Source organism: Pseudomonas sp. NFACC37-1, from assembly GCF_900101575.1.
GTDB lineage: Bacteria > Pseudomonadota > Gammaproteobacteria > Pseudomonadales > Pseudomonadaceae > Aquipseudomonas > Aquipseudomonas fluorescens_AA.
Map to the genome: position 1 here is coordinate 71,973 of NZ_FMUZ01000023.1, position 14,075 is coordinate 86,047.

Here is a 14,075-nt window from a genome sequence, read left to right on the forward strand (position 1 = left end):
CCCATCATGCCCCTCTCACTCCTGATCCTGGCCCTGAGCGCCTTTGCCATCGGCACCACCGAGTTCGTCATCATGGGCCTGTTGCCCGACGTGGCGGCCGACCTGGGCGTGTCGATTCCCGGCGCCGGCTGGCTGGTGACCGGCTACGCCCTGGGCGTGGCCATCGGTGCACCGTTCATGGCCCTGGCCACCGCCCGGCTGCCGCGCAAGGCCGCCCTGGTGGCGTTGATGGGGATTTTCATCGTCGGCAACCTGCTCTGCGCGATCGCCAGCGACTACAACGTGCTGATGTTCGCCCGGGTCGTCACCGCCCTGTGCCACGGCGCGTTCTTCGGCATCGGTTCGGTGGTGGCCGCCGGCCTGGTGGCGCCCAACAAACGCGCCTCGGCCGTGGCCCTGATGTTCACCGGCCTGACCCTGGCCAACGTGCTCGGCGTACCGCTGGGCACCGCACTGGGCCAGGAAGCCGGCTGGCGCTCGACCTTCTGGGCCGTGACCGTCATTGGCGTGGTGGCACTGATCGGCCTGATCCGCTTCCTGCCGGCCAAGCGCGATGAAGAAAAACTCGACATGCGCTCGGAACTGGTAGCGCTCAAAGGCGCCGGCCTTTGGCTGTCCCTGAGCATGACCGCGCTGTTCTCCGCGTCGGTGTTCACCCTGTTCACCTACGTCGCCCCCCTGCTGGGCGAAGTGACCGGCGTGTCGCCCCGTGGCGTGACCTGGACCCTGGTGCTGATCGGCCTGGGCCTGACCCTGGGCAACATCATCGGCGGCAAGCTGGCGGACAAGAGCCTGGCGAACACCCTGATGGGCGTCTTCCTCACCATGGCCGTGGTATCCACCGTACTGAGCTGGACCAGCGTGGCACTGATCCCCAGTGAAATCACCCTGTTCCTCTGGGCCACCGCCTGCTTCGCTGCCGTGCCGGCCCTGCAAGTCAACGTGGTGACCTTTGGCAAAGATGCACCCAACCTGGTGTCCACCCTGAACATCGGCGCCTTCAACATCGGCAACGCCCTGGGCGCCTGGGTCGGCGGCAGCGTCATCGACCATGGCCTGGGCCTGACCTCCGTGCCCCTGGCCGCCGGCGCGCTGGCCGTGCTGGCGCTGCTGGTCACCCTGATCACTTTCCGCCAGGGCGGCAATGCCGAGCTGGCTCCCGCAACTCACTGACTTCAACCACTCCCTGATTCTGAAGAGGTAGCAATTCATGGCGACTATTTTCGATCCGATCACACTCGGCGACATCGAACTGAAGAACCGCATCATCATGGCCCCGCTCACCCGCTGCCGCGCCGACGCAGGCCGCGTGCCCAACGCGCTGATGGCCGAGTACTACGTGCAACGCGCCTCCGCCGGCCTGATCCTCAGCGAAGCGACCTCCGTCACGCCGATGGGCGTCGGCTACCCGGACACGCCGGGCATCTGGTCCAACGACCAGGTGCGCGGCTGGGCCAACATCACCAAGGCGATCCACGGCGCCGGCGGCAAGATCTTCCTGCAACTGTGGCATGTGGGCCGGATCTCCCATCCGTCATACCTCAATGGCGAAGCCCCCGTGGCACCCAGCGCGATCCAGCCCAAGGGCCACGTGAGCCTGGTTCGTCCGCTCGCCGACTACCCGACGCCGCGCGCACTGGAAACCGCTGAAATCGCCGACATTGTCGACGCCTACCGTGTCGGTGCCGAGAATGCCAAGGCCGCTGGTTTCGACGGTGTGGAAATCCATGGCGCCAACGGCTACCTGCTCGACCAGTTCCTGCAAAGCAGCACCAACCAGCGCACCGACCAATACGGCGGTTCCCTGGAAAACCGTGCCCGCCTGTTGCTGGAAGTGACCGACGCAGCCATTGAAGTCTGGGGCGCCGGCCGAGTGGGCGTGCACCTGGCACCACGGGCCGACTCCCATGACATGGGCGACGAAAACCGTCTGGAGACGTTCAGCTACGTGGCCAGTGAGCTGGGCAAACGCGGCATCGCTTTCATTTGCTCCCGTGAGAAAGAAGGCGACGACAGCATCGGTCCGCAACTCAAGCAAGCCTTCGGCGGCCCGTACATCATCAACGAACGTTTCACCAAAGACAGCGCCAACGCCTGGCTGGCGGCTGGCAAGGCTGACGCGGTCGCGTTCGGGGTTCCGTTCATTGCCAACCCGGACTTGCCGGCACGCCTGAAGGCCAATGCACCGTTGAACGAGCCGCATCCTGAAACTTTCTATGGGAAAGGCCCAGTGGGGTACATTGATTACCCCGTGATGTAAGCTCGCACCAGCCGCTTTATTTAAAAGCCCCGACTCGAAAGAGCCGGGGCTTTTTTATACCTGCAGAACTTCAACCACACTCAGTCATTGCGAACAGCAACATTAAATAACAAGGCAACTTTCATCTGACATGGATTCAAACACGCAACGGCGCTAATAATAACGTTCGAACGCACCCCTACTGATACAAAGGATTGAAACTTACACCTCCACCGCACATTAAGAACTTCAACATTCCGGCAACACCAACTAACCAAACACCCTCAGTTTGCAGGCGAACGCCAGCGGACCGTGTACTTATGAGAGATGCCTTACCATGAACATCCTGAAAAACTTCATTTTCGCCCTCCTGCTGGGCCCCACCATGGTTGCCCACAGCCAGGCCAATACCGAAGTGACCGTGGAGATTGCCAACAATACCCGCGGCACAATGAAAATGAACAACCTGTTAACCGACCCACCCCAGGCCGAGGATTTTTCCTTGAGCGCCCACGACATCGATCCGAAATCAAGTTATAGATTCCATATCGAGCACTTCAGGGATTACACCTACCCTGGAGCCGGCTGGCGCCCGACATTAAAAAAAGTCAAACCTGTTGAACTGGTCCTAAATTATGAAATGAGCCATTTCAACTTTGAATGTCAAATGCACACCCGCTTGCAGGTCTCCATCGTGCCTGGCGCTTTGGAACCCAGCTATAAGCCGACGTGGAAAAGCAGGACGACTTACACCGGCAATGGCGAATACACGTGTCGGTCGGAAATTTCCCGGAAGATGCTTGAGCCACCCTTCAACTACACCGTTCGCCTCATGATCGAACCAGGTCGGTAAGCATCCGGCCAGTTCGCCTACAGGTTTCGCCTGGAGCCGGACATGGGTCCTTCATCATTGCCCGGCATGAAGGTGCCATGACGCTGACATGCCCCTGCAAACTTACTCCGTGGGAATCGGGATCCGACGGAGTACCTTCCGGTCACGAACAAATCCCCTACAAAATTTGTTCAAGATTGCCTTTCAACCACGACAGTATTCAGTTTATAAAAGCCATCTTGAAGACTTGACACGAAACAAACCGAAGCAATTACGCATTTTGTTTCATTTGCGCAGGCTAGGGCTCAGGCGCAGCATATCCAGCCCGATATCCACCCAGCGCTCAGCCTCACCGGCCAGGGGGAAGCTATCGGGGGCCAGCAGCCATTGATAAAGAATACCGTCGACATAGGCATGCAGGGCAATCGCCGCCCTTTCCGGTTCCAGGTCCGCCGGTAGCTGGCCGCGATTCATCGCATTGCGCAATGACAAGGCAATACGCACATTACAGTCGAGGCTGACCTGGCGCCGCTGCTGGCGCAGATCGCACATTTCATCGGTGAATTCACACTTATGGAACAGAATCTCATTAATGCGTCGGGTCTTCGGGTCCAGGGCAACTTGTTGAAACAATTGCACCAGCAGCTTGCGCGTACAACCCAGCGGGTCAAGCTCCTCTTCATTCTCACTGGCGCGGGCCAGGTCATCGAGCGGCTCATGCAAGGTATCGAGCATGGCCTGGAGCAGGTCCGCCTTGTTGCTGAAATGCCAATAGATAGCACCCCGCGTCACGCCGGCCAGCGTCGCGATATCCGCCAGAGTGGTGCGGGCCACGCCTCGCTCGAAGAACGCCTTTTCGGCCGCTTCGACTATCTGGCTGCGAGTCTCCTGGGCTTCCTCTTTGGTACGACGGACCATGGCAGTAAACACCTCAATCAGGATTGCGTCAGCAATGCGTAAGAATCAGCAGAACAAAATAGGAGGCGACGTCGCTTGAAGCGCCTCCCTCCGATCTACTCAGGCCCTTTGTCAGGCTTTTGTAAATCCGGATATTACGCAATTTGGCTGTTTACAAACAACCGTGTACGTAAGTATATTTCTTAGCATCCTACTAATTGAATTACTGCTGCTTTTTTACCTTCCACCTTCGAGTGCGCCCATCGCGCGCCTGGACCCGAGGATTTCCATGCAATTCAAGCCAGCTGTTACTGCTCTGGTTACCGCCATCGCCCTGGCATCGCTGCTCAGCGGATGCAAAAAGGAAGAGGCTGCACCTGCAGCGCCCCCTCCTCAGGTCGGCGTCGTAACCCTCAAGACCCAGCCCTTCACCTTGACCTCGGAACTACCGGGCCGCACCAGCGCGTTCCGCGTCGCCGAAGTACGGCCACAGGTCAACGGCATCATTCTCAAGCGCCTGTTCAAGGAAGGCGCCGACGTCAAGGCCGGCCAGCAGCTGTACCAGATCGACCCTGCGGTCTACGAAGCGACCCTAAAGAGCGCCGAGGCCAACCTGCGCTCCACCAAGTCGATTGCCGACCGCTATAAGCAACTGGTGGATGAACAGGCGGTGAGCCGTCAGGAATACGATACCGCCGTGGCCAATCGCCTGGAATCGGAAGCCAATCTGCAGACAGCCCAGATCAACGTGCGCTACACCAAGGTCTATGCACCGATTTCCGGCCGCATCGGCCGCTCCTCGGTCACCGAGGGTGCGCTGGTGAGCAACGGCCAGGCTGATGCCCTGGCAACCATTCAGCAACTGGACCCGATCTACGTCGACGTGACGCAAAGCTCGGTCGAGCTGCTGCAACTGCGCCGCGAACTGGAAAGCGGCCGTTTGCAAAAGGCCGGCGAGAACGCGGCCATGGTCAAGCTGACCCTGGAAGACGGCAGCCAGTATCCCCACGAAGGCAAGTTGGAATTTTCTGAAGTGTCGGTCGACCAGACCACCGGGTCCGTGACCTTGCGCGCCGTGTTCCCCAACCCTGATCACACCCTGCTGCCGGGCATGTTCGTCCACGCTCAATTGCAGGCCGGTGTGAACAGCGCGGCGATCCTGGCACCGCAACAAGGCGTGACCCGCGACCTCAAGGGCGCGCCAACCGCGCTGGTGGTGGGTGCGGACAACAAGGTCGAGCTGCGCCAGCTCAAGGCCAGCCGCACCGTCGGCAGCCAGTGGCTGATCGAAGACGGGCTCAAGGCCGGCGATCGCCTGATCACCGAAGGGTTGCAGTACGTACGGCCAGGCGTGGAAGTCAAAGCCACCGAAGCCACCAACGTTGGCACCAAGAACCCGGCCCCCGCAAAGGCAGCTGATAAAGCCGCCGGCGGCAAAGGGGAGTAAACCATGTCGAAATTTTTTATCGACCGTCCGATTTTCGCCTGGGTAATCGCCCTGGTGATCATGCTGGTCGGGGCCCTTTCGATCCTCAAGTTGCCGATCAACCAGTACCCGAGCATCGCGCCGCCGGCCATTGCGATCCAGGTGACCTACCCGGGTGCGTCCGCGCAAACCGTGCAGGACACCGTGGTGCAGGTCATCGAGCAGCAGCTCAACGGTATCGACAACCTGCGTTATGTGTCCTCGGAAAGTAACTCCGACGGCAGCATGACCATCACCGCGACCTTCGAGCAGGGCACCAACTCCGATACCGCCCAGGTCCAGGTCCAGAACAAACTGAACCTGGCCACCCCATTGCTGCCGCAAGAAGTGCAGCAACAGGGCATCCGCGTCACCAAGTCAGTGAGAAACTTCCTGATGGTGATCGGCGTGGTATCGCGTGACGGCAGCATGACCCGGGAAGACTTGTCCAACTACATCGTGTCCAACATGCAGGACCCGATCTCGCGCACCGCCGGTGTCGGTGACTTCCAGGTCTTCGGCGCCCAGTACGCCATGCGCATCTGGCTCGACCCGGCCAAGTTGAACAACTTCAACCTGACCCCGGTGGATGTGAGCACGGCCATTTCCGCGCAGAACGTCCAGATCGCGTCCGGCCAGCTCGGCGGCCTGCCTGCCATGCCCGGCCAGCAACTGAACGCCACCATCATCGGCAAGACCCGCCTGCAGACCGCCGAGCAGTTCAAGGCCATCTTGCTCAAGGTCAATCCGGACGGCTCGCAAGTGCGTGTCGGCGATGTGGCGGATGTCGCCCTCGGCGGTGAAAACTACAGCATCAACGCCCAGTTCAACGGCCTCCCGGCTTCCGGGCTGGCGGTGAGGCTCGCCACCGGCGCCAACGCCCTCGACACGGCCAAGGCCCTGCGCAAGACCGTCGACGATCTCAAGCCATTCTTCCCGCAAGGCCTGGAAGTGGTGTTCCCGTACGACACCACCCCGGTGGTGAGCGAATCGATCAAAGGCGTGGTCGAGACCCTGGTCGAAGCGGTCGTGCTGGTGTTCCTGGTGATGTTCCTGTTCCTGCAGAACTTCCGCGCCACCATCATCACCACGATGACGGTGCCGGTGGTACTGCTGGGCACCTTCGGGATCCTCGCGGCATTCGGCTTCAGTATCAATACCCTGACCATGTTCGGCATGGTGCTGGCCATCGGCTTGCTGGTGGACGACGCCATCGTCGTGGTGGAAAACGTCGAACGGGTGATGAGCGAAGAAGGCCTGTCGCCCAAGGAAGCCACCAAGAAGTCCATGGGGCAGATCCAGGGGGCCCTGGTGGGTATCGCCCTGGTGCTCTCGGCGGTACTGCTGCCGATGGCGTTCTTCGGCGGGTCCACCGGTGTGATCTACAAGCAGTTCTCCATCACCATCGTCTCGGCCATGGCCCTGTCGGTACTGGTGGCACTGATCTTCACCCCCGCCCTGTGCGCCACCATGCTCAAGGCCATTCCGAAAGGCGAGCACGGCACGCCGAAACGCGGCTTCTTCGGCTGGTTCAACCGCACCTTCGACCGTGGCGTCAGGAGCTACGAACGTGGCGTGGGCAATATGCTCAAGCACAAGGCCCCGTACCTGCTGGTCTACGTGATCATCGTGGTCGGCATGGTCTGGCTGTTCACCCGCATCCCGACGGCGTTCCTGCCCGAAGAAGACCAGGGCGTGTTGTTTGCCCAGGTACAGACACCGGCCGGCTCCAGTGCCGAGCGCACCCAGGTGGTGGTGGACAATATGCGCGAGTTCCTGCTGCGCCCCAGCAAGGACGGCGGCGAAGGCGACGGTGTGGCCTCGGTGTTCACCGTGACCGGCTTCAACTTCGCCGGTCGCGGCCAAAGCTCGGGCCTGGCATTCATCATGCTCAAGCCGTGGGAAGAGCGTAACGCTGACAACACCGTGTTCAAGATCGCTGGCCGCGCCCAGCAACACTTCTTCACCTTCCGCGACGCCATGGTGTTCGCCTTCGCCCCGCCAGCGGTGATGGAACTGGGTAACGCCACCGGTTTCGACGTGTTCCTGCAGGACCGTGCCGGCATCGGCCACGACAAGCTGATGGAAGCCCGTAACCAGTTCCTGGGCATGGCGTCCCAGAGCAAGGTGCTGGCCCAGGTCCGTCCGAACGGTCTGAATGATGAACCGCAATACCAGTTGGAAATCGATGACGAGAAGGCCAGCGCGCTGGGCATCACACTCTCGGAGATCAACAACACCCTGTCGATTGCACTGGGCAGTAACTATGTGAACGACTTCATCGACCGCGGTCGGGTGAAGCGGGTGTACGTCCAGGGCCAGCCGAACTCGCGCATGAGCCCCGAGGACCTGAAGAAGTGGTACGTGCGCAACAGCGCCGGGACCATGGTGCCGTTCTCTGCGTTCGCCAAGGGCGAGTGGGTCTATGGCTCGCCGAAACTGGCGCGTTATAACGGTGTGGAAGCGATGGAGATCCTCGGTACCCCGGCACCGGGCTACTCCACCGGTGAAGCCATGGCCGAAGTCGAAGCCATCGCCAAGAAGCTGCCGGCCGGCGTGGGTATTTCCTGGACGGGCCTGTCCTATGAGGAACGTCTGTCGGGTTCCCAGGCGCCAGCGCTGTACGCCCTGTCGCTGCTGATGGTGTTCCTGTGCCTGGCGGCGCTGTATGAAAGTTGGTCGATTCCGATCGCGGTCATGCTCGTGGTGCCACTGGGGATCATCGGCGCCTTGATGGCCACCAGCTTGCGCGGCCTGTCCAACGATGTGTACTTCCAGGTGGGCCTGTTGACAACCATCGGCCTGGCGGCGAAAAACGCCATTCTGATCGTGGAATTCGCCAAGGAACTCCACGAACAAGGGCGAACGCTGGTGGAAGCCGCCATCGAAGCCTGTAGGATGCGTCTGCGGCCGATTATCATGACCTCGCTGGCGTTCGTCCTCGGCGTAGTCCCGCTGGCGATTTCCACCGGCGCCGGCTCGGGCAGCCAGCACGCCATCGGCACCGGTGTAATCGGCGGCATGTTGACCGCCACCATCCTGGCAATCTTCTGGGTGCCCTTGTTCTTCGTGACCGTGTCGTCGATAGGTCGTCGCAAAAATGCGGACCAGGACGATACTCCTGAAACTTCTAAAGAGGCTGGCCAATGAGCAAGTCGCTCCTCTCCCTGACCATCGCCGCCGTCGTGCTCAGCGGTTGCTCGCTGATCCCCGACTATCAGCGGCCCGAAGCACCGGTCGCGGCGCAATACCCGCAAGGGCCGGCCTACGAGGCAGCCAAGGCGCCCGGCCAGGCCGCTGCCGAGCAAGGCTGGAAGCAGTTCTTCCATGACCCGGCGCTGCAACAGCTGATCCAGGTCGCCCTGGAAAACAACCGCGACCTGCGCGTCGCGGCACTGAACATCGATGCCTACGCCGCGCAATACCGCATCCAACGGGCTGACCTGTTCCCGGCGGTCTCGGCCACCGGTTCCGGCAGCCGTCAGCGGGTACCGGCACGGGCTTCGCAAACCGGCGAAGCGGCGATCAGCAGTTCCTATTCGGCCACCCTGGGCATCAGCGCCTATGAACTGGACCTGTTCGGTCGGGTTCGCAGCCTGAGCGAGCAAGCGTTGCAAAGCTACTTCGCCACCGAAGAAGCCCGCCGCAGCACCCAGATCAGCCTGGTGGCCAACGTCGCCAATGCCTACCTGACCTGGCAGGCCGACAAGGAACTGCTCAAGCTGACCCAGGAAACCCTCGGGGCCTACGAGCAAAGCTTCAAGCTGACCTCGCGCAGCGCCGAAGTCGGCGTGGCCTCGGCCCTGGACCTGAGCCAGGCGCGTACCGCGGTGGAAAACGCCCGCGTGCAACTGGCCCGCTACACTCGCCAGGTCGCCCAGGACGAAAACAGCCTGACCCTGCTGCTGGGCACCGGCCTGCCGGCCAACCTGAACTCGCAACCGCTGAGCGATGACCTGCTCAGCAAAGTGCCGGCCGGGCTGCCGTCAGACTTGCTGCAACGTCGTCCGGACATCCTCCAGGCCGAACGCAACCTGCTGGCCGCAAACGCCAACATCGGCGCCGCGCGGGCCGCGTTCTTCCCGAGCATCAGCCTGACGGCCAACGCCGGCACCCTGAGCCCGGACCTGTCCGGCCTGTTCAAGGGTGGTTCGGGCACCTGGACCTTCGCGCCGCAAATCAACCTGCCGATCTTCAACGCCGGCAGCCTGCGGGCAAGCCTGGACTACGCCAAGATCCAGAAAGACATCAACGTCGCGCAGTACGAGAAGTCGATTCAGACAGCGTTCCAGGAAGTCTCCGACGGCCTGGCCGCGCGCCAGACCTACAACGAACAGTTGCAGGCCCAGACCGACTTCGTCGCCGCCAACCAGGACTACTACCGCCTGGCCGAGCGTCGCTACCGCATCGGCGTCGACAGTAACCTGACCTTCCTCGATGCCCAGCGCCAGTTGTTCAGCGCGCAACAGTCGCTGATCACTGACCGCCTTGCGCAACTGACCAGCGAGGTCAATTTGTACAAGGCACTGGGCGGTGGCTGGAATGCCGAGACGGGCAAGAACGAGCCGGTGAAGGAAGAGGCGCCCAAGACCCGGCTGTTCTGATCGTGCTTGAACGCTGAACAAGAAGCCCACCGGAAGGTGGGCTTTTTGTTCACCCAAGGCCTGACGCCAACCTGTGGCGAGGGGATTTATCCCCGTTGGGTTGCGCAGCAACCCCAAAAAAGCCTAATGAACCGAGGCGGCAGGTTAACGCGGATCGACGATATCCAACGCTCGATTGACCAACAGCTCACTCAGTTCATTCATCTGCACCACGCCAAGCACGACATGCCGCCGCGAGCCGTTCAGGTCGAACGTCAGGTCACCGAGCATGGCATTGGCCGAGGCCAGGGTTTCACTGAGGTTCGCCAATAGGCACTCGGTGTCGATGGTATCGATGACGGTGAAAATCTGTGTGGATTTGGATGTGGGCTTTGGTTTGGGATCGGAATTTGTGCCCAGATGGTAATCGAGTGCCCGGTCTGCGGCCTCTTGGAGCTTTTCTGGATCGGGGTCGTTGTAGGGGAAGGTGGATCCAGACGCTGGGGGATTAGGTGTTTCTTTGATCATGGTAGTACTCCTAACGAAAATGAGAGCCGCCAGCATCACTTGCAGATGATAGGTGGCAGCTGTATGCGGGTCTGCAAGACCGAGTCGTTAGGCAACCTCGGCAGACCCGAAGGTCTCCCGCACACAGCCACCATAAAACGATGGCACCCAAAAGTCGCCATGGATTATAGGGGCGCGGCTAGGCGCCTAACAAATTCGGCGGGCTTGCAGTCCCGGTCGCTGGATGCGCAGCGACTACAACAGGCTAAGGATGCGACGTCCTAACGGCAACCCTAAAAGATTGTCGGAAAAATCGGCACGTCTGTCAGACATCCACCGCAAACTTTTCCCTCCCTTAAACGAATTGCTCAAGTAGGGATGAAGAAAAGAACTACAAGAAAAAACCACTGAAGCGTAGGACGTTCTGACAATCACCAAGAATTTTCCGACGAACTTTTAAGGTTGTCCCTCGGAACAAGCAAAACTAATTTATTAAGCCCTACCTCTACTTCAATGCCAGGAAGGCTTATGCAGAACCCCAAAGGACCGCCTCTACAAATTGAACTGCCTCCAACGATCATAAAACCCGAGCTACCATCATCGCACCCGCCTCTGTCCACGCAGTCACCCGGCTATATTTCGAGACCCTTACCATGGAGCGGAACAGTCGTAGAAATTGCAGAAATTCAGAATTTCTTCAAGAAAAAAAATATTAAATCCGAATCCTTGACTATGGCGGTGGTCGTCACCATCGCCACCCAACAAGATCATTTAGAAAAGTCCTACAATTCCTACGTAGGAATTCTGAAAGCAAAACTTGACCATGAAATAGTCACGGCTATCGGAGCAGCCGCGGGAATACACGCTCTTGAAAAAGAGGTTATTGATCAGATCATCGCACGTAAACGAAGCGAGCTGCAGAACAGCTTGGTCACCGCCACCACTTTCTTTGCAAGAGATCCATTCCATAAAAACATCAAGAAAAATGCAGTTGACTTTGTAAACATACTTCAAGGGAGCAGAGAGCCATCAACAGATGTTTACAACAGATGGTTACGGTCCATCACCGCAGCTTACACAGCGAAGGTCCTGACCGAAGAAATCAGAATTCTGAATGAAAAATTACAAGCAATGACCTCTGCCCGTACAACGATTGATGCTGAAAAACGAAAGAATCTTCAGGAGCACATCGATACGTTATCTAACCAACAGGGACTCACGCCTTCTCTTGTCACAGTGCAGCAAAGTCTGATTCCCTCCATAACTACGATCCGACACAAAGACGCTGCCCTGCCTATGGAAATACGGCACGATCTTGAAGAAATATTCAACGAAAATCCGCCTCAACATAAAAGCAACATAGAAGAACGAATCCGGCTCGACCATTTTCCCACCAGAACCCACAACACTAGTCTCCTTGAATCGCCTACCAAACAGCGTATCGATGCTTTGACGGAGGAGATTAACCATCAAGCTCGCGTGCCTGGGTTGCACGCGGGGCGCCTCAACCGCGAACCTGATCTTGCCAAAGCCAATCAGTTCCATATAGCTGGAGCTGTGGCTGCTACCCAGCCGATGATCGTTACATCAGCCGGAACGATTGCAGCGGTTGAAGGCGCAGCTTCAGGTTTGGGCAGAGCTATCCAACTGGCAATTGCATCGTTGGCAGATGTTTTGGCGGGCACCGCGTCTGGTTTTTTTGTAGGGATTGCTGCGCTGGTTTATTCGCCAAAGTTGGCAAACGGCGAGTTACCGGAGCGTTTTGCCTTTAGTACACCCCTTTCAGATTTGGTGCCGTTGCAAGACCGCGATCTGCACGCCCTAGCCGCTGCCGGCAAGACGATTGACTTACCTGTGCGCCTAAGTTCCAGAAACGCAGCAGATGGCCAGTCAGAACTTCTCGTGGTCAAAGCCGACGGCCTATCCAATCTTCCCAAAGTCAGGGTTATGGCGGCTACCTATGATGCCCAGCAAAATATTTACACCGCCACGATTGAAAACGCGCCGTCAACAACCTTGACATGGACCCCTTTTGTTAAACCCGGTGACGTCTCCACGAAACTTCCCACCGAATCACCTTCGCCGCTTATTTATACAGGTGCCTCAGTAACGCCCATCGTGGGAAGAATCGATTCATTTCCTGAGGTCGCCGAAAGCAGTTTTGATGACTATGTTTTTGTTTTCCCAATCGACTCAGGTCTACCGCCTCTGTACGTTATGTTCAGAGATCGGAGAGAAGATCCTGGGGTTTCGTGGGGTGTTGGCGCTCCAGTGTTAGGAGTGTGGCTGGAAGCTGCATCAGAAGGTGAAGGAGCCCCCATTCCATTACAAATCGCGCGTCAGTTGAGAGGAAAAAAATTTAGAAATTTCAAGAATTTTAGAAAGACATTCTGGAAAGCAGTTGCTAACGATCCGATTATTGCTCAACAATTCAGCTCAGCCAACCGTGTAGAGATGAGGAAAGGTAATGCACCTTTTGTTGTACGGACTGAATACGCTGGAGCACGTATCAGGTATGAACTGCATCACAAGAAATATCTGTCTCAAGGCGGCGAGGTGTTTGGCCTGGACAACATCAATATCACCACCCCCAAGCGCCATATAGAAATTCATAGAGAGAAAATGCAATGAGTCGATTACTAACAGACATGACCGAGTCTGAATTTTTAGCTTTTGTTATAAAAATTTTCGAATCGCAGCATGACTCGGAAAATGAGCAGACCGAAGCTGTATTGGAGTTCATAAGAATTACAGAGCACCCCTATAAAGCCGACCTAATCTACTATCCTGAAGCAGGAAAAGATAATCCTGAGGCAGTAGTAAACGAAATTAAAAACTGGCGCGCCGCCAATGGAAAACCGGGATTCAAGCAATCCTGATTTTTACGCGAAAGCCTTCCTTTTATCGCCAGCATCTGCGGTAAAAAGGGCTCAGTCGACACCTTCGTTGGATGTTCTGGTGCTATCGCGAGCAAGCTCATTCCTACAGGAATTTGTGGTGGACGAAAGATCCATGAACGACGCAGAACCGTGTGGGAGCGGGCTTGCCCGCGAAAGCGTCGGACCATTCAATATCGGTGCAAGCTGATCCACCGCTATCGCGAGCAAGCTCGGCTCCCACAGAGAATTATGGTGAGACGAGGATTCAGGAATGTAGCGGCACCTGTGTGAGAGCGAGCTTGCTCGCGATGACGTCAGCCCAGACACCCCAAATCCCGTGGCGAGGGAGCTTGCTCCCGCTCGGCTGCGCAGCAGTCGCAAGACCTGACCCTGCGGTTTGCCTGAAGGAACGCAGGGGCCTGCTTCGCAGGCCAGCGGGAGCAAGCTCCCTCGCCACGCTGGGTTGGTGTGGAGTCGAAAATTGGAGATCGACCACAGTCCTGTGGGAGCGGGCTTGCTCGCGAATGCGTCGGAACATTCAACATTGATGCAAGCTGATTCACTGCTTTCGCGAGCAAGCCCGCTCCCACAGGGGTTCAGCGGTGGATATGAGATTTGTGAATATTCCTTGCCGCAAGTGTTGGGCCATTTGATCAGCCATTTTGCCGTTCGA

10 protein-coding genes are annotated in these 14,075 nt (G+C 58.2%); 8 read left to right on the plus strand and 2 right to left on the minus strand.

The window, feature by feature from the left end; genetic code table 11:
• Window positions 1-6 precede the first annotated feature (6 nt).
• From BLP82_RS21325 to BLP82_RS21335, 3 genes are all read left to right on the plus strand, one after another.
• A complete protein-coding gene (locus tag BLP82_RS21325) occupies window positions 7-1,173 on the plus strand; it encodes an MFS transporter (protein ID WP_092172657.1) in 1,167 nt (388 codons plus the stop codon).
• 37 nt (window positions 1,174-1,210) lie between these two features.
• Window positions 1,211-2,260, plus strand: a complete 1,050-nt coding sequence (locus BLP82_RS21330; RefSeq protein WP_092172659.1) for an alkene reductase — start codon at window positions 1,211-1,213, stop codon at window positions 2,258-2,260.
• Window positions 2,261-2,576: 316 nt separating this feature from the next.
• Window positions 2,577-3,092, plus strand: a complete 516-nt coding sequence (locus tag BLP82_RS21335; RefSeq protein WP_092172662.1) for a hypothetical protein — start codon at window positions 2,577-2,579, stop codon at window positions 3,090-3,092.
• Between the two features lie 264 nt (window positions 3,093-3,356).
• Here BLP82_RS21335 and BLP82_RS21340 read toward each other — a convergent pair whose 3' ends face one another.
• On the minus strand, window positions 3,357-3,989 hold the full coding sequence (locus BLP82_RS21340) for a TetR family transcriptional regulator (protein WP_060738814.1): 633 nt from the start codon (window positions 3,987-3,989) through the stop codon (window positions 3,357-3,359).
• 268 nt (window positions 3,990-4,257) lie between these two features.
• Here BLP82_RS21340 and BLP82_RS21345 point away from each other — a divergent pair, with 268 nt between their 5' ends.
• From BLP82_RS21345 to adeC, 3 genes are read left to right on the plus strand one after another with little or no spacing between them, the layout of a single operon-like run.
• Entirely contained in the window at window positions 4,258-5,415 is a 1,158-nt protein-coding gene (locus BLP82_RS21345; protein WP_139197907.1) for an efflux RND transporter periplasmic adaptor subunit, read from the plus strand.
• Window positions 5,416-5,418: 3 nt separating this feature from the next.
• Window positions 5,419-8,583, plus strand: coding sequence for an efflux RND transporter permease subunit EmhB (emhB, locus tag BLP82_RS21350; RefSeq protein ID WP_092172668.1), 3,165 nt, complete (start codon window positions 5,419-5,421; stop codon window positions 8,581-8,583).
• The gene (gene adeC, locus BLP82_RS21355; protein WP_092172671.1) at window positions 8,580-10,037 is read left to right on the plus strand and encodes an AdeC/AdeK/OprM family multidrug efflux complex outer membrane factor; all 1,458 of its coding nucleotides are present in this window, start codon (window positions 8,580-8,582) and stop codon (window positions 10,035-10,037) included. Before emhB ends, adeC begins: the two co-directional genes overlap by 4 nt.
• Before the next feature lie 144 nt (window positions 10,038-10,181).
• Here adeC and BLP82_RS21360 read toward each other — a convergent pair whose 3' ends face one another.
• Window positions 10,182-10,544, minus strand: coding sequence for a DUF6124 family protein (locus BLP82_RS21360; protein ID WP_092172674.1), 363 nt, complete (start codon window positions 10,542-10,544; stop codon window positions 10,182-10,184).
• 507 nt (window positions 10,545-11,051) lie between these two features.
• On the opposite strand from BLP82_RS21360, the gene BLP82_RS21365 reads away from it, so the two are divergent.
• Window positions 11,052-13,154, plus strand: a complete 2,103-nt coding sequence (locus BLP82_RS21365) for an S-type pyocin domain-containing protein (protein ID WP_170842356.1) — start codon at window positions 11,052-11,054, stop codon at window positions 13,152-13,154.
• Between the two features lie 17 nt (window positions 13,155-13,171).
• Window positions 13,172-13,402: a bacteriocin immunity protein gene (locus BLP82_RS21370; RefSeq protein ID WP_256573476.1), complete on the plus strand. Its 231-nt coding sequence runs from the start codon at window positions 13,172-13,174 to the stop codon at window positions 13,400-13,402.
• The last annotated feature ends 673 nt before the right edge of the window (window positions 13,403-14,075 follow it).